The organism is Nocardia beijingensis NBRC 16342, from assembly GCF_001612785.1.
Classification (GTDB): domain Bacteria; phylum Actinomycetota; class Actinomycetes; order Mycobacteriales; family Mycobacteriaceae; genus Nocardia; species Nocardia beijingensis.
In genome coordinates this window covers 126,894-150,023 of the sequence record NZ_BDBC01000029.1, presented here as the reverse complement: position 1 = coordinate 150,023, position 23,130 = coordinate 126,894, and the positions used below count along the sequence as shown (strand labels likewise).

Annotated in this window: 17 protein-coding genes and 1 pseudogene; 7 read left to right on the top strand and 11 right to left on the bottom strand. The window is 70.5% G+C overall.

What is annotated here, in order from left to right; genetic code table 11:
- Positions 1 to 6: 6 nt before the first annotated feature.
- The 4 genes from NB3_RS18165 to NB3_RS18150 all read right to left on the bottom strand — a co-directional run bounded on the left by NB3_RS18165 (position 7) and on the right by NB3_RS18150 (position 3,930).
- Positions 7 to 729, bottom strand: coding sequence for an ABC transporter ATP-binding protein (locus NB3_RS18165; protein WP_067804463.1), 723 nt, complete (start codon positions 727 to 729; stop codon positions 7 to 9).
- Positions 705 to 1,553: an ABC transporter permease gene (locus tag NB3_RS18160; protein WP_067804460.1), complete on the bottom strand. Its 849-nt coding sequence runs from the start codon at positions 1,551 to 1,553 to the stop codon at positions 705 to 707. Before NB3_RS18160 ends, NB3_RS18165 begins: the two co-directional genes overlap by 25 nt.
- A gap of 34 nt (positions 1,554 to 1,587) precedes the next feature.
- Positions 1,588 to 2,631, bottom strand: a complete 1,044-nt coding sequence (locus tag NB3_RS18155; RefSeq protein WP_244891954.1) for an ABC transporter substrate-binding protein — start codon at positions 2,629 to 2,631, stop codon at positions 1,588 to 1,590.
- 168 nt (positions 2,632 to 2,799) lie between these two features.
- A complete protein-coding gene (locus NB3_RS18150) occupies positions 2,800 to 3,930 on the bottom strand; it encodes an ROK family transcriptional regulator (protein ID WP_067804619.1) in 1,131 nt (376 codons plus the stop codon).
- Positions 3,931 to 4,049: 119 nt separating this feature from the next.
- On the opposite strand from NB3_RS18150, the gene NB3_RS34210 reads away from it, so the two are divergent.
- A complete protein-coding gene (locus NB3_RS34210; RefSeq protein WP_084823451.1) occupies positions 4,050 to 4,271 on the top strand; it encodes an FmdB family zinc ribbon protein in 222 nt (73 codons plus the stop codon).
- A 15-nt stretch (positions 4,272 to 4,286) separates the two neighbouring features.
- Here NB3_RS34210 and NB3_RS18145 read toward each other — a convergent pair whose 3' ends face one another.
- The 4 genes from NB3_RS18145 to NB3_RS18130 all read right to left on the bottom strand — a co-directional run bounded on the left by NB3_RS18145 (position 4,287) and on the right by NB3_RS18130 (position 8,130).
- Positions 4,287 to 4,562 carry an Rdx family protein gene (locus NB3_RS18145; RefSeq protein WP_067804457.1) on the bottom strand — a complete coding sequence of 92 codons (276 nt, stop codon included), beginning with the start codon at positions 4,560 to 4,562 and terminating at the stop codon, positions 4,287 to 4,289.
- Between the two features lie 18 nt (positions 4,563 to 4,580).
- Complete coding sequence (locus tag NB3_RS18140; protein ID WP_067804454.1) at positions 4,581 to 4,970, bottom strand: YchJ family protein; 390 nt, start codon at positions 4,968 to 4,970, stop codon at positions 4,581 to 4,583.
- A gap of 219 nt (positions 4,971 to 5,189) precedes the next feature.
- Positions 5,190 to 5,678 (bottom strand): hypothetical protein, encoded by a 489-nt coding sequence (locus NB3_RS18135; RefSeq protein WP_084823450.1) that lies wholly within the window; start codon positions 5,676 to 5,678, stop codon positions 5,190 to 5,192.
- A gap of 7 nt (positions 5,679 to 5,685) precedes the next feature.
- On the bottom strand, positions 5,686 to 8,130 hold the full coding sequence (locus NB3_RS18130; RefSeq protein ID WP_067804451.1) for an ATP-binding protein: 2,445 nt from the start codon (positions 8,128 to 8,130) through the stop codon (positions 5,686 to 5,688).
- Between the two features lie 437 nt (positions 8,131 to 8,567).
- Here NB3_RS18130 and NB3_RS18125 point away from each other — a divergent pair, with 437 nt between their 5' ends.
- The 6 genes from NB3_RS18125 to NB3_RS18100 all read left to right on the top strand — a co-directional run bounded on the left by NB3_RS18125 (position 8,568) and on the right by NB3_RS18100 (position 17,785).
- Complete coding sequence (locus tag NB3_RS18125; protein ID WP_067804448.1) at positions 8,568 to 11,432, top strand: SWIM zinc finger family protein; 2,865 nt, start codon at positions 8,568 to 8,570, stop codon at positions 11,430 to 11,432.
- Positions 11,429 to 12,529 carry an ATP-binding protein gene (locus NB3_RS18120; RefSeq protein WP_067804445.1) on the top strand — a complete coding sequence of 367 codons (1,101 nt, stop codon included), beginning with the start codon at positions 11,429 to 11,431 and terminating at the stop codon, positions 12,527 to 12,529. Before NB3_RS18125 ends, NB3_RS18120 begins: the two co-directional genes overlap by 4 nt.
- A complete protein-coding gene (locus tag NB3_RS18115) occupies positions 12,508 to 14,865 on the top strand; it encodes a DUF5682 family protein (protein WP_067804614.1) in 2,358 nt (785 codons plus the stop codon). Before NB3_RS18120 ends, NB3_RS18115 begins: the two co-directional genes overlap by 22 nt.
- Positions 14,866 to 15,283: 418 nt before the next feature.
- A complete protein-coding gene (locus tag NB3_RS18110) occupies positions 15,284 to 16,441 on the top strand; it encodes a VWA domain-containing protein (protein ID WP_067804442.1) in 1,158 nt (385 codons plus the stop codon).
- A gap of 28 nt (positions 16,442 to 16,469) precedes the next feature.
- On the top strand, positions 16,470 to 16,826 hold the full coding sequence (locus NB3_RS18105; RefSeq protein WP_067804439.1) for a YybH family protein: 357 nt from the start codon (positions 16,470 to 16,472) through the stop codon (positions 16,824 to 16,826).
- Positions 16,827 to 17,023: 197 nt separating this feature from the next.
- A complete protein-coding gene (locus NB3_RS18100; RefSeq protein ID WP_067804436.1) occupies positions 17,024 to 17,785 on the top strand; it encodes a dienelactone hydrolase family protein in 762 nt (253 codons plus the stop codon).
- Between the two features lie 525 nt (positions 17,786 to 18,310).
- Here NB3_RS18100 and NB3_RS18095 read toward each other — a convergent pair.
- The 3 genes and pseudogenes from NB3_RS18095 to NB3_RS18085 form a co-directional block, all read right to left on the bottom strand.
- The gene (locus NB3_RS18095) at positions 18,311 to 19,141 is read right to left on the bottom strand and encodes a phosphatase PAP2 family protein (protein WP_084823448.1); all 831 of its coding nucleotides are present in this window, start codon (positions 19,139 to 19,141) and stop codon (positions 18,311 to 18,313) included.
- Positions 19,142 to 19,484: 343 nt separating this feature from the next.
- Positions 19,485 to 20,343: pseudogene (locus NB3_RS18090) on the bottom strand (haloalkane dehalogenase).
- A gap of 240 nt (positions 20,344 to 20,583) precedes the next feature.
- Positions 20,584 to 23,112, bottom strand: a complete 2,529-nt coding sequence (locus tag NB3_RS18085; RefSeq protein WP_067804434.1) for an ABC transporter permease — start codon at positions 23,110 to 23,112, stop codon at positions 20,584 to 20,586.
- Positions 23,113 to 23,130 lie beyond the last annotated feature (18 nt).

Genomic DNA, 23,130 nt, shown 5'->3' with positions numbered 1-23,130 from the left:
GTCCTTTCAGACAGCGGCCGGGGCGACGCCCAGCGAAGAGAGCAATGCGCGGCGCACGCGCTGGAATTCGGGCAGGCTCGGGTCCCGTTCGGCGGGCAGGTCCACCGGCACGTCCACCGTGATGCGCCCCTCATCGAGCACGAGCACCCGGTCGGCGAGCGCGATCGCCTCGTCCACGTCGTGGGTGACCAGCAGCACGGTCGGGCGGCGGCGCCGGATCAGCTGCCGCAGCAGTTCGTGCATCTTGATCCTGGTCAGCGCGTCCAGCGCGCCGAAGGGTTCGTCGGCCAGCAGCAGGTCCGGCTCGCCGACGAGCGAGCGGGCCAGCGAAACCCGTTGCTGCTCACCGCCGGAGAGCTCGTTCGGCCACGCCCGTTCGCGTCCGGCGAGACCGACCTCGGTCAGCACGCGCACCGCCGCGGCCTTGCGCGAGCGCGGCTGGCCGTAGAGCACGTTGGCCAGCACCCGTTGCCATGGCAGCAGGCGGGAGTCCTGGAACACCACCGACGTCTTGGCGGGCACCCGCAGCGTCCCGGCGCCGGTCACGTCGTAGTCGAGCCCGGCCAGCGCGCGCAGCAGGGTGCTCTTGCCCGACCCGCTGCGGCCGAGCAGTGCGACGAACTGTCCCGCCGGAATGGTCAGCGTGATGCCGTCGAGCACGGTGCGTTCTCCGAAACCGCGGGTCAGGCCGCGGATCTGGACGCCTACCCCGCGATCGTCCGTCGCCATGACAGCACCTTCCGCTCGACCAGCCGGATAACGCCGTCGGACACCAGACCGAACGTGCCGTAGACGGCGAGGCCCACCAGGATCACGTCGGCCTGGCCGTAGTTCTGGGCGTTCTGCATCATCTTGCCCAGCCCGTCGATGGCGTTGACGGATTCGACCACGATCAGCGCCAGCCACGCGCCGGTCACCGAGAGCCGCAGGCCGAGGAAGAAGCCGGGCAGCGAACCCGGCACCACGACCTTTCTGATGAAGGTCGCCCGGGAAACCCGCTGCACCTCCGACAGTTCCACCAGCCGCTGATCGATGGTGGTGAGCGAAGCGTGGGTCTGGATGTACATGGTGATCACGACGCCGAGGGTGATCAGCACGATCTTGAACGATTCGCCGATGCCGAGCCAGAGGATCATCAGGGGGATCAGGCCGAGGCTCGGGATCGCCCGCTTCACCTGGATGGGGCCGTCCACCAGCGACTCGCCGAACCGGGAAAGGCCCGAGACGAGGGCGAGCGTGGTGCCGACCAGCACGCCGATGCCGAGGCCGATGCCTGCGCGCTGGACGGAGGCGGCGATGTTGTCCACCAGCGAGCCGTTGACCAGCAGGTCCCAGCCCGTTTCCAGCACGGTCCACGGCGCCGACAGCTTGCGTTCGTCGAGCCAGCCGAAGTGCGCGCCCGCCGCCCAGAGGCCGAGAACGACCACAACGCCGAGCATCCTGGCGAACGGCACGGACTTGCGTAGGCCGAGCCTGCGCAGTTGCCTGCGTTCGACGAAGCCGTCGGTTCGCGACGGCGGCGCCGCGACGGCGCGAGTGAGTGCGATGGTCATGGCGACTCCTGACGGTTACGGGCGCTCGGGCGGTTCACCGGTTGTCCTGGGTGCGGTAGTTCGCGGTCACCGCCTCGGCGGCGACTCGTTCGAAGCGGCGGTCGAACAACTCGTTCGCGTCGAACGGCTTGCCGAAAAAGCCGGATCCGGTGAGCAAGTCGACGGTTTCCTGCTCCCATGCGATCGCCTTGTCCCAATTGTCCGGGAAATAAGGTTTCTGAGTGGTCTCCAGAATTCGGCGGCCGTCCGCGGCGGACACTTCCTGATCTTTCACGTAATACGAGGAGATCCATTCCTCGGGATGCTCCCAGGCCCAGACTTCGCCACGCGCCCAGAACTCGACGAATTGCCGGACGGCGGCGAGTTTGGCGGAGTCGCGCAGGACGGCGGTCGGCGCCCAAAGAACGCTCAGCGCGTCCACCGCGGGCGTCGCCACCGCCGTGGCGCCCTGCCCGCGATACTTGTCCAGATATTTGGTCAGCGACGGCTCACCGAGCGGGGCGACGTCGATCTGCTTGCCCTGCAAGGCAGTGAGGAACTGGGGGCTGTTCAGTTCCACCAACTGCACCTCGTTCAGGCCGATGCCGGCGGCGCGCAGGGTGCGCAGCACCACGACGCCCTGGGCCTGACCGGGCGAGAAGCCGATCTTCTTGCCGCGCAGGTCCTGAATCGAGTTGACGCTCACGCCCGGCGCCGTGGCCAGCTGATAGTTCGGGATGTCACGGACTTTGACGCCGACGATCTTGGCGTCCAGGCCGGTGGCGTGGGCGTGGATGGGCGGGATGCCCGCGTTCGTCGCGATGTCCACCGAACCGCCGCGGAAGGCTTGGATGACGTCGGGACCGGCCTGAACGGCGGGCCAGGCCGACACGGTGAACGGCAGTTTCGCGATTTCGCCGGAGGTTTCCAGTGCGACGCGGGTGGTGCGGACCGCCACCGACAACGAGGTGCCCGCCGGAACGGTGGTCGGCAGAGCGGATTCCAGATCGGTGTCGCCACCCTCATCGGTGGCACACGAGACGGCGAGCAGAGCGGTGGCGGCGGTGAGGAGTGTCAATCGCCGGAGAGAATTGCGCACGGTGATTTCCTGGGTCGAATCCGGTGTCGTCGGGGATATTTCGCTCCCGGACAACACCGCCGCGGCGATCCGATCCCGGCAACGGCGCGGTGCGTTTCTTTCATGAAAGAACTTTCCCGAATACCACTGCCGCACGTCAATATTCGTTCTACTTAAAATAAGTCGGAGTCAAACGGCCGCCTCCAGCGCGCGCAGCGGGGTGTGGAAGAGGCCGTGCAACACCACCGCGCCCGCGGACATCTCCAGCACTCGTCCCTCGAACGACGAGCAGGCCACCAGTTCGGCCGGGTCGGCGCACAGCAGCGAATGTTCGCGCACGGCGGCGAGATACGTCTCCGAGACGCCGCCGATGCGACGGCCGCGATCGACGATCACCACCGATTCCGGATCGAGCAGATCGATCAGCGCCGCGACCACCCGGCCGAGCACGCGGGCGCGTTCCAGGAACATGTCCCGCACGGAGGTCTTCTCGGCCGCCACCGCCACCAGCTCCGGCACGGTCGACGCTAACCCGTAGCGCTCGAGGAGCGCGTGATCGGAGTAGTAATCGTTCAGCGAGGAATCCCCCTGCGCGCTCTTGCCCGCGCCGAGGCCGAGCAGCGACTCGATCGAACCGGCGCCCGACCTCGGCCCGTAGTGCACCTGCCCGTGCACCGCGATGGCCACGTCGATCACGTTGCCGACGAACAACACCACCGAGCTCGCCGTCGCGCCCATGCGGCCGAACAGCTGCTCGGCGTGCATCAGCGCTCTGGTGTGGCTGTCGAGCTGCGTCGGCAACCCGGTCCGCGCGGCGAGATACTCCCGCACGGGGACGTCGCGCCAGCGCAGGAACGCGTGGTCGACGACCGATCCGGCCGTGCGGTCGACCCGGCCGCCGGTCGCGACGCCCAAGCCGACGATCCGCAGGTCGCCGAAGTCGTCGCGGACTCGGCACACCTCGGCGGCGGCGGTGGCCAGGATGTCGTACGGAGCGTGCGTGCGATGCGGCACCTTCGTCGTGTGCCGCAGCGTGCCGCCGATGTCCACCAGCGCGACGGTGGTGTGGGTGGCCGCGATGTGCACCGCGATGGCCACATTGCCCGCGGTGTCGAGCGCCAGCGGGCTGTGCGGTCGCCCGATCCCGGACGCGCCCGCCGTCTCCGGGAGCTCGATGATCAGCCCGGCGTCGAGCAGCGCGCGCGTCTGCCAGGTCACCGTGGCGGGTGAGATGCCCGCGTGCCTGGCGATCGAACTGCGCGGCGCCGGGCCCAGCTCGAGCAACGCTCGAAGTACCGCTCCCGCGCTGCCGTCCGCCATCGCCGTCACCTCTTCATCGCCGCGCTGCCCAGCCACGCTACGGACGCGGCGGGCGGCTGCGAAGAATTTGGCGCAGGCCGATCCGAACGCACCGGCGGCGAAAGCCCTAAACTGGGCGAATGCCGAGTTACAGCTATCGGTGCCGCAGCTGCGGCGACACGTTCGAGGTCTCCCGTCCGATGACGGAGTCGTCGGCCCCCGCGACCTGCCCGATCGGCCACGACGACACGGTCAAACTGCTGACCACCTTCGCCACCGTCTCCCGAGGCGGCGCGCCCGCGTCCACCCCGGCGGCGCCACCGGCGGGCGGCGGCTGCTGCGGTGGCGGCTGCTGCGGTTGAGCTTCCGGCGCGGTGTCAGTCGCGCCGGTCGGCGTGACCGAGGTCGCGCTCGGGTGCGACCCGGTCGCGCACCCGCTGCTTCAGCACCGCGATGTCGGGGAATCCGCCGTCGGCTTTGCGCTCCCAGATCTGTTCGCCGTCCACGGTGATCCGGAAGACCCCGCCCGAACCGGGCCGCAGCGCCACTTCGTCCAGGTCGGTGGCGAACGTGCTGAGCAACTCCTGTGCCATCCAGCTCGCCCGCAACAGCCAGCGGCATTGGGTGCAGTACTCGATCGCGACGCGTGCCATGCCCGCTGACGCTACCGCTCAGTCCTCGTGCGTGCCGTCCAGGTAGACCCAGGCGCCGTCGGCTCGGGTGAACCTGCTGGTCTCGTGCAGGGCGCCGCGGCCGTCGGCGTCCCGGTAGTGCGCGACGAACTCCACCGTGCCGCTGTCGTCGAACAGTCCGCCGCGCTCGGTCCCGGTGATCTCCAGGAACAACCAGCGCTGGGCGGGATCGAGGGTCAGCTCGCGCGGGCGGGTGCGCGGATGCCAGGAACGCAGCAGATAGCCGGTGTCGCCCACCGCGAACGCGGTGTAGCGCGAGCGCATCAGCGCTTCGGCGGTGGGAGCGGGACGCTCGCCGCTCAGCACCGGGCCGCAGCAGTCGTCGAAAGCCTCACCACGCCCACACGGGCATCGCCGCGTCGCATTCATGCCGCGTCCTTTCCGAACCCCACTGCCATCACTGCTCCTGATCCGCACACGCCTTGCCCGTCCGGCCTGCACGGCGCCTCCGTGGGCACACGCTTCCCGCCATCTCCGGGTAATGATTGTCCTTCCGGCCTGAACGGCGCCCGCCGCAGGCACGTCGCCACCGCTTCCGAGCCGATCCGCTCACGCCGCCGGTCTTGCCGACCTGGCGCCCACCCGGAATCAATCCCGGCGCGCCTGCACGGCCTCGAGGTCCGCGGCCAGGGCGACGGTCTGCTCCCGCCAACGGCGCAGGTCGGTGACGCTGGGAGCGAGTTCGTAATCGTGGTGGTGGGCCGCGCGCGACAGCGCGGCCCAGAGCACGGCCACGCGCGCCGCCACGTCCGGTCCCGCGAAGGCGCGCAGCGCGATCAGCTGGGCCCGCATCGGACAGCGGACCAGCGCGGGGGCCAGCCGCAGCCACAGTTCGTCCACGGCCTGCTCGAGGGCGATTCGCAGAATCCAGGCCGTCGCCCTCGACCAGAGCCCGCCCGCCGCGGTCACCGATCCGGCGAGCAGCAGATCGACGGTCTCCAGCCGTTCGGCGACCGACGGCCGATTCGCGTGCGAGCGGTGCGCGCCGTTGTTCCGCCCACGCTGCCCGTGCCGGGTCGCGCGCCCGCCGCCCGCGGGTCCACGGCGTGCGCCGACCGGCCGACGCCGCCCGGTCATCGGCGCCTCACCGGGCCAGCCACGCGACGAATTTCTCGGTCTCACCGATCAGCTCGCGCATATCGCGCCCGATCGGAACGTGCGCGCCCGCCGTGGCGTCGCGCAGTGCGTCCACCACCCACCGTCCTTCGCGCGCGATGAGGTTCTTGTTCAAGTCGTCGACCCTGCTGCCGACCCCGAAGACCGCGAGCGCCACCTTCGCCCGCGTCGAATGCGCGGCATCGATGTGGCGTTCCACCTCGTGGTGATCCATGCCCGCGGCGAGCAAGCTGCGCCGCGCCCTGGCCAGGCTGGCCGCCTCCACCGCGGAGCGGCAGCACGTGGCCACCAGTTCGTCGGCGATCGCCGCGGGCAGCTGCGGGGTGCGCACCAGAGCGCGGGCGTCGTCGAGGTAGCGGCGAACCGGGTCGCTGGACACCCGCACCTCGACCACCGAGCGGTCGCGGCGCTGCACTTCCAGCACGGTCGCGTCGAGCTGCATGCGCCGCACCGCCTCGGCGAGGCGCTCGTCGTGGGTGAACACCACCACCTGCCTGCTCCAGGCGACCGTGGCGAGCACTTGGGCCAGGCCGTCCACCTTGGCCGGGTCCATCGCCTGCACCGGGTCGTCGATCATGACGAAGCGGAACGGGCTCTGCTCCACCGTGGCGCGCGGCAGGAACAGCGAGAGGCCGAGCGCGTGCAGCTCGCCCTGGCTCATCACGCCGAGCGCGGCGCCGTCCACCTCGTCGACGGTCACGTCGAGCAGCACGCGGCGCGCGGTGCCCGCGTTGCCTTGCAGACGGATCGCGCCCAGTTCGACGTTGCTCTGCTGCCGCAGCGTGCGCCACACCCACCTGGCCGTCGTCTCCAGCGGGGTCATGCGCTCGCCGCGCAGGCCTGCGGTGGCCGACTTCAGCCAGTCCTCGGCCTTCTTCACCGTGCGCAGCTCCGGCGCGTGCGCGGCCACCTCACGCGCCCCTTCCAGCCAGGCCACGATCCGCGGCACCAGCGGCGTCCACACCTCGTCCAGGCGGTCGAGTTCCTTGCGCGTGCCCTGTTGCAGCAGGTCGAGTTCGCCGACCAGCCGGGCGTGCGCGGCGCGCAGCCGGGCGGGCAGGTCATCGGTGTATTCGGTGGTGGTCAACGCGGCCCACTCGGCCCATGCCTCGCGCACCGCCGTGGTGTCCACCGACGGCGGATTGCGCGGGTCGAAATCCAGCTCGGCGGGAACGAGGTCGGGGAGCGCCCGCGCGGCGCGCACGGCCTTGCCGAGTTCGACCCTGGCGGTGGTGAGCGCGTCCACCCGGGCGCTCAGCCGCTCGATGGCCGCATCGGTCTCCCGCGCCCACGCCGCGTCGAGTGCGCCGCCGCCGCACACAGGGCACGGGCACGGCCCGCTCGCCGCCTGATGTTCCCGTGCCTTGCGCAGCAGTTCGAGCAGGCGCAGATCGGCTTCGGCGTCGGCGGTAGCTCCCGCGGCGAGCGCCGCGCCCCACTCCTCCAGCCGGGTGGCCACCGCCTCCACTTCGGTGTTCTCGGGCAGCGCGAGCCGCACGATCGCGCGCAGACCGTCCGGTCCGGCCGGGTCGTCCACCGCGCCGAGCACTTCCCGGGCGACGGCGGCCAGATCCGGCTGGGCGGGCCGCAGCAGCCCGGCGACCCGCACCGCCCGGTCGTCGGCCACCGACGCGAGCAGTTCGAGCAGCTCCAGGCGTTCCTGACGCGAATCCCGCACGGCGCGTTCCAGCTCGAGGCGGCGCATCCGGATCCGTTCCTGCGCCAGGGTGAGTTCGTCGAGGCCGAGCAGCTGGTGCAGCGCGTCGAACAGGTCGCTCGGCTTCCCGTCCACCAGCGCGCCGAGTTCGCTGTAGGACAGGAAGGGGCGGTAGAGCTCGAGCTGGGCGGCCCAGCGGTCGGCGTCGAACTCCGTCGGCGGCTCGGGCGGAAACCGCTGGGTCCAGTGCGCGTCCGGCAGGTCGGCGTCGGCCGCCCATTCCTTGGCGATGGTGAGGCGCGGCGCCGCGCCCGCGGTGAGCAAGTCGAGCTCGATGCGGGCGGCCGTGCCGTCGTGCAGGTTGCGCCAGCCTTCCCGCCACGCCGCCGAGCGACCGTCCCACCGGCGGTTGCCTCCGGTCATGGCCAGCTCCGCGGCCTCGGCGAAACTGGATTTGCCGCTGCCGTTGCGGCCGACCACGAGCGTGAGGCCGGGGCCGGGCGGCAGTTGCAACGTGGTCTCCGGGCCGATGCCGCGGAAGCCGCACACCCGGATGGCGCTGAGGAAGATTCCGGAGTGATCGAAAGCCGTTGACGCGTCGTCCGATTCGGCGGCGCCGAGTGCGCGCAACACGGTCCGCGTGACCGACGGTGTGACCGCTGGATCTTCGGCCAGGCGCCTGGCCACCACCTCCGAGAGCCGCAGCGGCGCGTCCGCGGAACCGGCGGCCTGGACAGCGTCGGGATCCAGGCGCATGCGAAAAATCCCCTCCACCATCGAGCCGCACCACGTCCTCCGACCCCGTGTGCGGCGCCTTGTCGAAGCTGTGCGAAACGCTACCCGATCGCGTCCGGATCGCGCATCGCGCCCGAGCGAATCTGCCCGCGGGGATGGATATGGTCATCGAAACGTCTGCGCCGCGTCTCGATGTCCACCCCTCGCGCCAACCCCGGCGGGCAGCCTCGATGGTGTCTACACCCGTTCCGGGTGGCTCGGTCGAGCCGAACAGGACAGAATGCCAGAGCGTCCCGATCGGCGCAAGATTTTCGCGAACGGTCAATGCGGAACCGGCACAAGCGGTTCCGTGCGCGCGGCCGCACCGGTGGCGACACTTGTCGGTGCGCTGGGGTAGAAATCCGGTCAACCGAGCAGCGAAGGAAGGCGATGAGGCAGCAGCGAGCCGGAGCGGGCCGATGACAACGCCGTGGACCGAAGCGCAGGTCACGGCGCTGGCGCCGGACGCGAATTCGCTGTCGGCGGCGCGCAAGCTGGTGGGCCGCTGGCGCGAGTGCGGGCAGCACGGCACGGCGCTGTGGGGCCGGTGCCAGGGCAGCGGCGCCACGCCTTATCAGACGATCGTCGACCTGTCCGGCCCGGCGTACCGGTGCTCCTGCCCGAGCCGCAAGTTCCCCTGCAAGCACGCGCTGTCGCTGTTGCTGCGCTGGTCCGCGGGCGAGGTCGCCGTCGCGCCGGAGACCGCGGACTACGCGGCTGCCTGGATCGGCGGCCGCACGGCGCGGGCCGCCGCCACCGCCGACCGGCCACGCATCCCGAGCCCGGCCACGGCCGAACAGCGCCGGGTGCGGGTGACGGCGGGGTTGGAGGAACTCGACGTCTGGCTCGGGGATCAGGTGCGCACCGGGCTCGCGCAGGTCGATCGCTCCTATCGCGCCTTCGAGGCCGTGGCCGCCAGGATGGTCGACGCGCAGGCTCCCGGCCTCGCTTCCGCCCTGCGCAGGCTCCCGGCCGCCGTGGCCACCAGAACCGACTGGCCGGAGGTGGTGCTGCGCGAGTACGCGCGCATGCACCTGTTGGTCGCCGCGCACCGGCAGCTCGACGCGGCGCCGCCCGCGCTGCGCGCCAGCATCCGCACCCACGTCGGCTATCCCAATCCGGCCGAGGCGGTGCGCGCCGAAGCTCCGGTCCGCGACCGATGGATGGTGTTCGGCTCGCGGATCACCGAGGACGAGCGCCTCTACACCCGGCGCACCTGGTTGTACGGGCGCGAAAGCAGGCGCTGGGCGGTGGTGGTCGACCATTCCTTCGGCTCCCCTGGTTTTCCCGCCGACGTTCCCGCCCTGGGGCAACTGGCCGACGCGCAGCTGCATTTCTATCCGGGCGCCGCGCCGCTGCGCGCGCTGTGGGGCGAACGGCACAGCGCCGCGGAACCGTTCACCACGCTGCCCGCCGACAGCGACCACCGGGCCACCGTCGCCGCCGCGCTGGCCGCGCACGCGTCCGCGCTCGGCGCCGATCCGTGGCTGCGCTCGTGGCCGATGCTGCTGACCGATGTGGTGCCCACCCGCACCGAACAGGGCTGGTACGTCACCGAATCCGACGGAACCGCGCTGCCGATCCGGCCCGGTGAACAACCGTGGACGCTGCTGGCGGTCTCCGGCGGTCATCCGGTGACGGTGGCCGGCGAGTGGAGCGCCGACGGTTTGGAGCCGATCTCGGTGTTCACCGCGGGTGAGGTGATCGATCTGGCGAACACCGAGACCTTCGTGCCCGACACGGCCCCTCCGCAGGCGGCGCCGACCGGCAGCGCGGGTCTCACCTCCGTCGCGTTGCTCGGCACCGCACGTCGTGCCCCGGATCTCGCGACGCTGGCGCCCCCGATCGCGCGAGCGGCCGAGCGGTTGCCGCATGATCCCGCGTTGCGGTTGCTCGAAACCGCCGCGCTGCACGACCTCTACACGCGCGGCGGGGTAGCGCCTGCCACCGCGGCGGCGCCGGAGCCCGCGGCGGACGATCCCCGTCCGTCGCTTCCGCGCCCCGCAGCCGACCGCCTGGCGCGCATGCTCCGGGAACGCTCGGCGTTCCTGCCCGAATGGTTCGAGGCGGCGCGACCGCACGATTATCGAGCGCCCGACGCGCTGTGCGAGCAATTGCTCGAGCACGCGCGGATCAACGCGACTTTGCGCGAGTCGCTGCTGCGCCTCGCCGGCACTCGCGGCAGCTGGCTGGCGGCCCGGCATCCGGCGTGGCGTGATCTGGTGCGGCAGCCGTCCGCCGAATCATCCTCGGACACCTGGCTTTTCGGACGGCCACCCGAGCGGCGCGATTGGCTCGCAGACCTCCGGCGCGCCGACCCGGGCGCGGCGCGAGCGGAACTCACCGCGGCGTGGCCGAAGGAATCCGGGCCGCTGAAGGCCGAACTGCTGGCCGTGCTCGCCGACGGACTCGGCGAGGACGACGAGCCCCTGCTGGAAACGGCGCTGGACGACCGGCGCGCCGACGTGCGCCGCACCGCCGCCGGACTGCTCGCGCTGCTGCCGGGATCGGCGTTCTCGCAGCGGATGCGCGCGCGGGCGAGCGCATGGATCCGCGCCGAGCACCGGATGCGGCACACGAACGTGGTGCTCACGATGCCGGACCGGCCCGACGCCGCCGCGCAGCGCGACGGGATCACCGATCGCACCGTCGAATTCGCCTACCGCTGGAACGGCGCGCCCGACGTGTCCGCGGCCCGGCTGCGGCAGGTGGTCGCCGCGACCCCGCTGACGCACTGGGCCGGTGTGCTCGGCACGCCACAGCAGGCGGTGCGCGCCACGATCGAAGACCGGTTCCGGCAGCCGATCTTCGACGGCTGGGTGGACGCCGCACTGGCCCAACGCGACTCGGCGTGGGCGCGAGCGCTGTTCGAAGCGGGCGTGCCCACCGACCTGGCGATGCTGCGCAGGCGCGAGCTGTTCGCGCTGCTTCCGCTGCCGGACCGGACCGCGCACCTGGTGCGGCTGGACGGCTCGTGGCTGTCGGAGATCGAGGCGCTGCTGCCCGCGATGGGCCATCCGTGGCCGCAAGCGCTGGCCCAGCACGTGGTGCTGCTGCTGTTCGAGCGGGCGCGGGCGGCGGCGCGGCGGCCCGAGACGCACGGCGCGGCGCCGAACGCGCACCGGTCACTGCTCGCCGCGGCCTCGGTCCACCTCCCCGTCGCCGCCGCGAGCACGCTGTCCGCGGTGGCCCGCAAATGCGACGATCCCGCCTGGGAGCGGGCCTTCGACCAGCTCGCCCATGACCTCAACCACCGCTCGATGATGCTCGAGGAGTTGCAGTGACCACCACCGACCCGACGCCCGGCCTGCTGCGCCCCCACGCCGAACAGGCGTATGCCGACGAGCTGCGCGCCCTCGCCGCCGCCGACGACCGGCCCCGCCCGCCGTCGTGGCGGTTGTCGCCCTGGGCGGTGGTCACCTACCTGCTCGGTGGCACCCTGCCCGACGGCGCCGTGATCACCCCGAAGTACGTCGGCCCGCGCAGGCTCATGGAGGTGGCGGTCGCGACGCTGGCCACCGACCGGGCGCTGCTGCTGCTCGGCGTGCCAGGCACCGCCAAAACGTGGGTGTCGGAGCATCTCTCCGCTGCCATCAGCGGTGCGTCGACGCTGCTGGTGCAGGGCACCTCGGGCACGGCGGAGGAGGCGATCCGCTACGGCTGGAACTACGCGCGGTTGCTCGCGGAAGGGCCGAGCGACGCGGCGCTGGTCCCGTCGCCGGTGCTCACGGCCATGCGGACCGGCTCCATCGCCAGGATCGAAGAGCTCACCCGCATCCCGTCGGACGTGCAGGACGCGCTGATCACCATCCTGTCCGAAAAGACACTGCCGCTGCCGGAACTCGGCACGGAGGTGCAGGCGGCCAAGGGCTTCAACGTCATCGCCACCGCCAACGATCGCGACCGCGGAGTGAACGAGTTGTCCTCCGCGTTGCGCCGCCGGTTCAATACGGTGGTGCTGCCGCTGCCCGCGAGCGAGGACGAGGAGGTCGCCATCGTCAGCAGGCGGGTCGAGCAACTCGGTTCCGCGCTGGAACTGCCCGCCGTGCCCGCGGCGGCCGAAGAGGTGCGACGGGTGGTGCGGGTCTTCCGCGAGCTGCGCTCGGGCAGCACGGCCGACGGCCGGACCAAGCTGAAGTCGCCGTCCGGGACGCTGTCGACGGCCGAGGCGATCTCGGTGATCACCAACGGCATCGCGCTCTCGGCGCACTTCGGTGACGGTGTGCTGCGCGCCTCCGATATCGCTGGCGCGGTGCTCGGCTCGGTGATCAAGGATCCGGTGGCCGACGCCGTGGTGTGGACGGAGTATCTGGAGGCCGTGGTTCGCGAGCGACCGGACTGGGCGGACTTCTACCGCGCCTGCCGCGAGGTCACCGGGTGACCTCCGAACCAGCCCCCGTGACCAGGGTTTTCGGCATCCGCCACCATGGTCCCGGCTCGGCGCGCTCGCTGCGGCTGGCCCTGGCGCGGTTCCGCCCCGACATGATCCTGATCGAGGGGCCCGCCGACGCCGATCCGCTGGTCGGCTTCGTCGCGGCGGAGGGGATGACCCCGCCGGTCGCGCTGCTGGCGTACGTTCCCGACGCCCCCGCCAAGGCCGCGTTCTGGCCGTACGCGGTGTTCTCCCCCGAATGGCAGGCGCTGCGCTACGCCGCCGACCACGAGGTGCCCGTGCGGTTCTGCGATCTGCCCGCGAGCGTCACGCTCGCGACGGAGGACGAGCCCGGCGACCGCTTCGATCCACTCGCCGCGCTCGCCGCGGCCGGCGGCTACGACGACGCCGAACGCTGGTGGGACGCCGTCGTGGAATCGGTGCCGGACGCCGACGCGTTCGACGCGATCACCGAGGCGATGGGGGCGCTGCGGGAATCTGCCGAATCGGGTGGCGGTCGCGCCGCGAGCGACCGACCTCCGACCGTGCGGCCGGCACCGGATGGATCAACGAATGCCACCGCACCGGAGTTGGATTCGGTCGCGGAGGCGGTCGCCGAACCGACCCTCGTGCCAGAACCGCCAGAGCCCCTCGTCGTCGACGCCCACACCCTGCGGCGCGAGGCCTATATGCGCCAGACGATGCGCAAGGCGCTCAAAGACGGCGCGGTGCGGCTGGCGGTGGTGTGCGGTGCGTGGCATGCGCCCGCGCTCACCGGGGCGCTCGGTCCCGCCGCGCCCGATGCCCGGTTGCTCAAGGGTCTGCCGAAGGCCAAAGCCAAGCTCACCTGGGTGCCGTGGACGCATTCGCGGTTGTCCACGACGTCCGGTTACGGCGCGGGCGTCACCTCGCCGGGCTGGTACCACCACCTGTTCACCGCCACCGAGCGGCCGATCGCCCGCTGGCTGACCAAGGTCGCCGGTGTGCTGCGCGCTCACGATCTGCCGGTCTCCAGCGCGCATGTCATCGAGGCCGTCCGGCTCGCCGACACCCTCGCCGCGCTGCGCGGTCGCCCGCTCGCCGGTCTGTCGGAGGTCACCGAGGCCACCCGGTCGGTGCTGTGCGGCGGCGACGAGACCATGCTGCGGTTGGTGATCGGCGAACTCGTCGTCGGCGAGGCGCTGGGCGCCGTTCCCGAGCAGACGCCGACCGTGCCGCTGGACGCCGACCTGCGCGCCACCATCCGATCGCTGCGGATGAAGCAGGAACCTTCGATCCGCACCGTCGACCTGGATCTGCGCAAGGAACGCGAGGTCGCGCGGTCGCGCCTGCTGCACCGGCTGCGGGTGCTCGACATCGAGTGGGGCACGCTCACCACCAGCGATGTGCGCAGCACCGGCACCTTCCGGGAAACCTGGACGCTGCAATGGCATCCCGAGTACGCGATCTCGATCATCGAGGCCTCACGCTGGGGCACGACCATCCGCACCGCGGCGGAGGCGAAGATTCTCGACACCGCCACCCGCTCGGACCGTTCGGTCGGCGAATTGACCGCAGCGCTGGAAGTCGCGCTGCTGGCCGATCTGGGCGGCGCCACCGACGGATTGATCGCCCGGCTGGAATCCACCGCGGCGCTCGACCACGACGTCACCCACCTGCTGGCCGCGCTGCCCGGCCTGATCCGCACGCTGCGCTACGGCGACGTGCGCGGCACCGACACCAAAGCCCTGGCCCACGTGGCCGACGGGTTGCTGGTGCGCATCTGCGCGGGCCTGCCCGCGGCGGTCACCGGATTGGATACCGACGCCGCCACCGAACTGCGCGGTCTGCTGGACGCGGCGCACACCGCCATCCACACCAGGGACGACGGCTGGGCCACCGGTGAGTGGCTCGCCGCGCTGCGCCGGATCGCCGACCGCGACGACGTGCACGGCGCGCTGGTGGGGCGCGCGGTCCGCTTGCTCGCCGACGCGGGCCGCATCGATGACGCCGAATCCGCGCGCAGGCTCGCCGCCGCGCTGTCGGTGGGCGCCACCGCCGCGGCGAAGGCGGCGTGGATCGACGGTTTCCTCGGCGGTCGCGGCCTGCTGCTGGTACACGATCGGGAACTGCTGCGGCTCATCGACGACTGGCTGCGCGGCCTCGGCGACGACACGTTCGTCGAGACGCTGCCGCTGCTACGCCGCACCTTCGGCGCGTTCGAATCGGGTGAGCGCCGCGCGATCGGGCAGGCGGTGCGCGACGGCGGATCGGTGTCCCCCACGGCGGCCGCCGCGGGCATCGACGTCGATCGCGCCACAGTCGCGGTGCGGGCGGCAGCGGAGATTCTGGGGGTCACGGTATGAGCGGCCGAGCATGGAGGTCGGCCTCGCGGCAGCACCACGCCGTCCCTACCGAAAGCACACAGAGCACGAGCCGCCAGGTCCGCAGACGACAGCGCAGCACCACCGCGCAAGGCCCCGCCCATCCCCGAAGCGCGCCCTGCACCAGCGAGCGGACCCGCAGACGGCAGCGCAGCACTGCTACGCAGGCTCCGCCCACACCCGAAGGCGGGGAGTCCGAGCGGATCAGGACCGGAGGCGGCAGCTCAGCGTCTGCACGTGCCGTCCGCGCATACCGGAAAGGACGCGGCACGAGCAGTCCGGCCCTGAGGTGGCGGCGGAGCGCGACCACGCCGGGTGCCGAGATCGGATACACCATGAGGGAACAGGCAGTCCGGCGAGACCGCAGCGAGATCGCCGCTCATACTCGGAAGGGCGCCGCATGACCGACGAAGCGCAGTCCCGGCGTTGGCGATTGGTGCTCGGCGCGGCCGCGGAAGAAGGACTCGGCGGGCTGGGCTCCGGCACGGACGCGGCCATGGACCGGGCGCTGTCGGCGCTGTACAACACCGATGAGGAGACCTCACCCGGCAAACGCACCGGCGGTTTGCAGGGTTCGGCGCCGCGCGTGGCCCGCTGGCTCGGTGACATTCGCAGCTATTTTCCGGCCTCCGTTGTCGAGGTCATGCAACGCGACGCCGTGGAGCGACTCGATCTCACTCAATTGCTGCTGGAGCCGGAGCTGCTCGAGGCGGTGGAGCCGGACGTGCACCTGGTCGGCACCTTGCTGAGCCTGAACCGGGTGATGCCGGAGACCACCAAGGCCACCGCGCGCATGGTGGTGGAGAAGGTGGTGCGGGAGATCGAGCAGCGCATCGCGGCGCATACCGTCGCCGCGGTCTCCGGCGCGCTGAATCGCGCCGCCCGTGTCACCCGGCCGAAATTGCGGGATATCGACTGGGACCGCACGATTCGCAAGAATCTCGCCACCTATCTGCCCGAGCATCGCACCGTGGTGCCCGAACGCCTGGTCGGCTACGGCCGCAAGGCCCAGGCGGTGCGGCGGGACGTGGTGCTGGCCATCGACCAATCCGGTTCGATGGCCGCCAGCGTCGTGTACGCGTCGGTGTTCGGCGCGGTGCTCGCGTCGATGCGGTCGCTGCGCACCGCGCTGGTGGTCTTCGACACCGAGATCGTCGACCTCACCGACAAACTCGACGACCCGGTGGAGGTGCTGTTCGGCACGCAACTCGGCGGCGGCACCGACATCAACCGGGCCATCGCCTACTGCCAGACCCTGGTCACCCGCCCGGCCGACACGCTTTTCGTCCTGATCTCCGACCTCTACGAGGGCGGCATCCGCGACGAGATGCTGCGCCGCGTCCGCTCGTTGCAGGGGTCCGGCGTCCAGGTCGTGGTGCTGCTGGCGCTCTCCGACGACGGCGCCCCCGCCTTCGACCACGACAACGCCGCGGCCCTCGCCGGACTCGGCATCCCGGCCTTCGCTTGCACACCCGACAAGTTCCCGGAGCTCCTGGCACTGGCTCTCGACCGCGGCGACGTCCAGACCTGGGCCAACGCCAACGCCGCCCAGCACTAGCGCAGGCGGCGTGGTCGATAATGCGGATATGGAAGCTCGAGCCCACGCCGACGCCTGGCTGGCAGCATGGAACGCACGCGACCTCGATGCCATCATGGCCTGTTACGCCGACGACGTGGACTTCGTCGCCTCCACAGTGACGCGCCGATGGGGCAAACCCGATGGCAGACTGCGCGGCAAGTCCGAACTGCGCAAGCACTTCGAATCGGGGTTGCGACTCGCGCCCGAACTGTCCTTCACCGAAGAAGCACTACTGACCAACCCCGGCGGGTACGCCCTCCTCTACCGGCGCGAGAACGGCAATCGCGTACTCGACGTCGTCGAGCTGGACCAGCACGGCCACGCCGCCCAGGTTCGCGCCTTCTACGAACACCAGCAGCAGTAATCGCTCATTCCGTGCCACACCGGGTTTCACGGAGGGCGCTACCTGGATCGGCGGAGGAACGAGCATCGTCCGCTCCGCCACAGGTGCCTGACAGAGAAAGGGGCCACGGTCGATGCACCGGCAACGGTAGCGCGTCGAGTCGGCCGATCCCGCTCGAGGTAGGTTCGAAACGATCCAGGCGACAGGAGAATTCGACGATGACTGCGGTGCACGGTAGGACGATCGACATTCACACGGCCGATGGTGTCGCAGACGCGTATGTCGCCTACCCCGACGACGGCGCCGCTCATCCGGGCGTGCTGGTGATCCAGGACGGTTTCGGGGTGCGGCCCAGCCTGCGGTCGTTGGCCGATCGCATCGCCGGTCACGGTTACACCGTCCTGTTGCCGAACGCCTACTACCGGCACGGGCGGGCGCCCGTGGTCGACCTGCCGGATTTCATCGATCCAGCGGAGCGGCCGGAGATCTTCCAACAGGTCTTCCCGATGATTCGTGAGCTGACACCGGAACTCCTGCGTTCCGATGTCGCCGCCTACCTCGCGTGGCTGGCGGACTCGCCGCTGGTCGCCGCGGGGAAGATCGGCGTCACCGGCTACTGCATGGGTGCGCGGCTGGCGGTGCTGGCCGCCGCGATGTTCCCCGAGCGGGTGGCCGCGGTGGCCGGGTTCCACGGCGGACCGCTCGTCACCGACACCCCGGACAGTCCGCACCTGATCGTCGGAAACATCTCCGGCGAGTTGTATTTCGCCCACGCGGGCGAGGATCACCACATGACCGCGGAGCACATCGCCCAGTTCGACAAGGCACTCGAGGCCGCGGGCGTCCGGCACCGGACCGAGGTCTACGAGCGGGCCCAGCACGGCTTCACCCAGGCCGACACTTCCGCTTACGACCCCGAGGCCGACGAACGGCACTACCGGGAACTGCTGGCCCTGTTCGACCGCAACCTGCGCCGGTAGTTCGCTCCGGCCCGGTCTCCAGCGTCGTCGCGCACGGTGGTGCGGCAGCGCCGCCGCAGGGACAAGTACGTCTCGGCGTGGGTGGTGTCGACCCGTGGGTGCGCCCCCGTTCCGCTACACGATCTGCGGATCACGGTCCGCAACGCTGCGGCCGCGCCTTCGGTATTCCCCTGTCAGGACGCCCGGGCCGCAGTGACCTGGACTTACTCGTTCCAGCCCACCGCGGCCCACTGTCTTCATCGGAATCGGCACTCACCGGTCGGGACCTGTCCGCGCTCATGCGGGAGACACTCGCCACGAGGAAGCGCGGCGCGAAAGGCCACGGCCGGAGCGGGTCAGCCGGGGTAACCCCCGGGGAACCCGCCCAACAGGGCGAACACTTGAATCGCCAGCGAAGACAGCAAATCCGCGATGGTCATCAGTTCCATGGCAACTCCTTGTCCGGACGGGCGAACTAGGACGGCTGCGATCGTACGCGCGGCGCAGCGCATTTCCGGTCAGCGCCGCCGGGCGTGTGGCGGGCAGTTATGAGCTGGTCAGCATGGTTTTCGGTGGAACGGGACCCATCACGCCCCATGCCGTCGCGGCTGCGGGCACGACGAGGGGATGGAGAACGGCCGACACCGCCAGCAACAGGACGGCGACGACGGTGTCCAGCCAGTAGTGGTTGGCGGTGCCCACCACCACGAGCGTGGTCAGCGCGGGATGGGCCAGGGCGAGCCAGCGCCACGGCGTGCGGGTCGCGGCGACCACCGCCACACCGAGCAGCAGCGCCCAGCCGACGTGCAGCGAAGGCATGGCCGCGAACTGATTGGACAGACCGCCGGAATCGGCGTCGCCGTAGACGGATTGGCCGTATCGCGCGGCCAGATCGACGAACCCTTGGTCGGGCAGCATGCGCGGAGGTGCGAGCGGCAAGAGTATGTGCACCACGAGCGCCGCACCGGTCAGCGCCACCATGAGATTCCTGGTCCACCGATAGTGCTCCGGACGGAACGTCCACAACCACAGCAGGACTCCGACGGCCACGGTGAAATGCGCGCTCGCGTAATAGAAATTGGCCGGAACGGCGAGGAATTCCCGGTTCACGAACAACGCCTGCACCGATTGCTCGTCCGTCAGGCCGAGCCGGTCCTCGAATCCGAGCAGCCGGTGGGCGTTGACCAGGGCGCGCCCGGTGTCGTCGGCGGTGATCAACCGCCCGGCGCGGTAGCCGAGGTAGAGCACCGTGATGAGCACGAGCTGCCCGACCGCTTCGCCGCCGCGCCCGCGCACGGCCGCCCGCACCCGTTCGACGACTCCGCCCGGCGCGACCCCGAGTCCGGCGCCCGCACCCCCGAAGTCCACAGCGACCATCGCTCGGCCTCCTTCCCCGTTGAATCAGGCCGTTTACCGAGAATTAAGTGGAGTGGTAACCTCCGTTTAAACTAGCACTACCGGCCGGACAACTTCAGCAAGATGTGACGGGGCATACAGCACCGCGCGCCGAATCGAGTTTGCTTGTCCCACAAGCAATCTCGCGATTCCTGCTGCGCACCGCAGGGCACCGCCGCGCACGCGGAACACAGCATCTGGCCATCCGTCGCGGCGCCCACGTCCCCCTCAGCGAGCCATTCGACGTGCCACTTTCAGCCTCATCGGGCTGCTCGGCCGGGATCGGCGGCGGTTGGTCGGCGAGCTTGACGTTCGGCGACCGTGCTTACGGGAATCGCTTCGCGATCGCCGCCGTGATCACATCCGGTGCGTGCTCCTGAACGAAGTGCCGCGCGCGGCAGCTCGACTATGTCGATATCGGTGAAGGTGGCGCGCATTCGCGGGATATAGGCGTTCGGACGGAACGCCATGTCTCGCATCCCCCACACCAGCAGGGCCGGCTTGTCGCCGAGCAGGGCGGGCACGTCTCGGGCGAGTTGGTCCAGCAGCGGGCGCGCGGCGCGGATCTCCCTGGGCAGCACGGCGAGTCCGCGACGGGCTTCCGCGGTGGGCTGCACGGCGCGATAGTGGTCGGCCTCGGCCGTGGTGAGTTTGCTTCCCAGCTCCGCGAGCAGGACGCGCTCGACGAGGAAATTCTGCTCGAGTATCCGCTTCTGCATCGGAGGGCTACTCATGATCATGCTGAAGACCCGATTGGCCATCGCCTCGGTCGGCCAGAACAAGGTGTTCCCGAGCACGAGCCCTCGCACCCGATCCGCGCGCGCGGTGGACGCGCCAAGACCGATGGGACCGCCCCAATCGTGTCCCATCAGCACGAAGCCGTCGAGCCGCAGATGATCGATCAGCTCGCCGAGGACCGCGGTGTGCTCGGCGATGGTGTAGCCGAAGCCAGGGGGACGTTCGGACAATCCGAAGCCCAGGTAGTCGACGGCGACGCACCGGTACCGGTCGCGCAGGCCCCGCACGAGGTGGCGGTAGAGGAAACTCCACGTCGGAGCGCCATGACAGAACAGGATCGGTGGTCCGGTCCCCTCGTCGATGTAGTGCACCCGACCCACGGACGAGTCGAACCAGCGCGACTCGAAAGGGTACAGCCTCCCGTCGGGAACGAAATCGATCAGCATCAGGCCCCCTCCCTCCGACGCCAGACTACCTGTGGCGCACCTCGAGTCGCGGTCGCCGCCACCGAATCGGCCCTCCGGACGAACTCGCGACATGCTGCCCCGTGGTCGAGATACCGGGGATACCCGTCTGTCCCGCTCTCCGAAGCAGCGCCGTTCGACTCGGCGGGGCCGTCCAGCCGACCCGAGCCGGGCGGGGGCTCGTTCCGTGCGGCGCGCGATCATCACGCGCCGCACGGACACTCAGAGATCGGCGATGGCGGCCAGCGGTGGCGTGCGCGCCGCCCGCACCGCGGGCCAGAGAGCGGCCAGCACTCCGACGACCGCCGAACTGATCAGCACCAGGACCAGCTGGTTCCACGGGATGGCGATCTGGTCGAGTCCCAGATCGCGGAGCGTGCGCAGGAATCCGACGCCGAGGCCGAGCCCGAGCACCATGCCGACGATCGCGCCGAACACCGCGATCAGCATCGATTCCAAGTAGATGGTGCGGCGCACTTGGGCGCGCTGCATACCGACCGCGCGCAGCGTGCCGATCTCACGACGGCGCTCCACCACCGACAGCGCCAGAGTGTTGACGATGCCCAGGATCGCGATCACCACCGCCAAGGCGAGCAGGCCGTACAGGATGGCCAGCAGGGTGTTGATCTGCTTGCCCTGCGCGCCCTTGAACTCCTCGCGGTCCTGCACCTGCACCACGACGAATTGTTCGGTGGCCTGCTCCAGGCCGGCGCGCATCGCGCTCAGGTCCGCGCCCGGTCGCGCCTTGATCAGCACCAGGAAGTTGGTCCGGAAGTTGAGCGGGACCACCTCGTCGTAGACCGTCTGCGACACGACCATCGGGCCCAGCAGCGGGTTCTTCTTGTACACACCGGTGACGGTGAGCGGGACCTTCTTGCCGTCGACGCTGGTGGGGGTCACCTGGTCGCCGACTTTCCACCCGCGGTCGTTCGCCTCGTCCTCGGATACCAGCACGTCCCTGGCGCCGAGCGTGTCGCTGCCGCGCACGATCTCGTAGTTCAGCACACCCGCCAGCGGAGCGTCCGGCGACGTGGCGAACACCTGCTCGTCACCGAGCTTGAAGGCGGCCCCGCGCATCCCCGCCACTTGCGCCACGTCCGGCACCTTGGTGCGCACGGCGTCGACAGCGCCGAACGGCACACCGAGCAGTTGCGGTCCGGCCAGCACGTAATCGGCGCGCACGCCCTTGTCGACCAGCACACCGACGCTCTCCTTCGCCGAAGCGCCCAGCATGCCGATCGCCGAGACGAGCATCAGGCCCAGCGTCAGCGCGAACGCCGTCGCGGCGGTGCGACGCGGATTGCGGGCCGCGTTGTTGCGCGCCATCCGGCCGATCGGCCCGAACGGGCGCACCAGCGTCCCGAGCCCGCCGACCAGCGGCCGCGACAGTGCGGGCGAGGCGAGCAGCACCGCGAAGACCAGCCCGAGCGCACCAACACCGACCGTGGCGGCCGCCGTGCCGCCGGTGCGCTGCGCGCCCAGCACGACCAGGGCCGCACCGATCACCGCGAGCACGGCGCCGAAGATCGTGCGCAGGCGCAGCGAGTCACCGGTGGACGCGAACTCCTCACGCATGGCCTGCACGGGCGGGATGCGCGAGGCACGCCGCGCGGGCGCGTAGGCGCTCACCATCGTCACCGCGAGGCCGACCAGCAGCCCGACCACGATGGTGCGCGGCCGCACCGCCATCGATCCGGTGGGCAGCCCGAGGTCGAAGGCGTTGAGCACCGCCGACAATCCGAACGCCAGCGCGACGCCGCCCGCCAGACCGATCACACTGCCGATCAACCCGATGACGAACGCCTCCGCCACCACCGACGTGCCGACCTGCCGCCTGCTCGCGCCGACCGCGCGCAGCAACGCCAGCTCCCGCAGGCGTTGCGCGACGATCATCGAGAAGGTGTTGTAGATGATGAACGTGCCGACGATCAGCGCGATCGCGCCGAAGGCGAGCAGGAAGTAGTTGATGAAGTTGAGCGCGTTGGAGACTTCCTTCTTCAGGTCGGCCCGCACCTGATCGCCGTTCTGCACCTTGTAGCCGGGCAGCGCCTTCGCCAGATTGTCGCGCAACTCGTCGCCGGGGATGCCGGTAACCGCCAGGTCCACGTAGGCGACGTGCAGGCCGTCGGTGAACAGCTTGCGCGCCTGCGTGTCGTCGAACAGCACTCCGATGAGACCGCCGGTGTCGGACGGGATTTCGTAGATGCCGGTGAGCGTCACGTCGATCGGATCGGGCTGGGACGGGATGAGGATCTTGGTGCGGTCACCGATCTTCAGCCCGGCCCGCTCGGCCCCGCCGGTGTTCAGCGCGATCTCGCCGGGCCGGGCGGGCGGGACGCCCTGCAGGAACTTCTCCGGCTCCGCGACGGCCCGCTCCGGCGGCACGTACGACTTGCCGAACGTCGGCGCGCCGCCGGTCTGCACGGATTTCTTTCCGGTCGGATCGAGCAGCACCACCGGCCCGTTCACGCCGGGCGCGACCGTGCGGACGCCCGGGTACTTCCCCAGCTCGTCCACCACGTTGTTCGGCACACCTTGCGCCTGGCGCTCTTTCGGGCTCACCCGGACGTCGACGCCCTTCGCCTCGTTGGCGAAGATCCCGTCGAAAGTGCTCTGCAAGGTGTCGGTGAACACGAACGAACCCGCGATGAACGCGGTGCCGAGCACCACCGACAAGAGGGTCAGCACCAGCCGCACCTTGTGGGCGGCGAGATTGCGCAGCGCGACTTTGCGCATCGGACTTCCGGCCATCACGCCCGCCCCCGAATC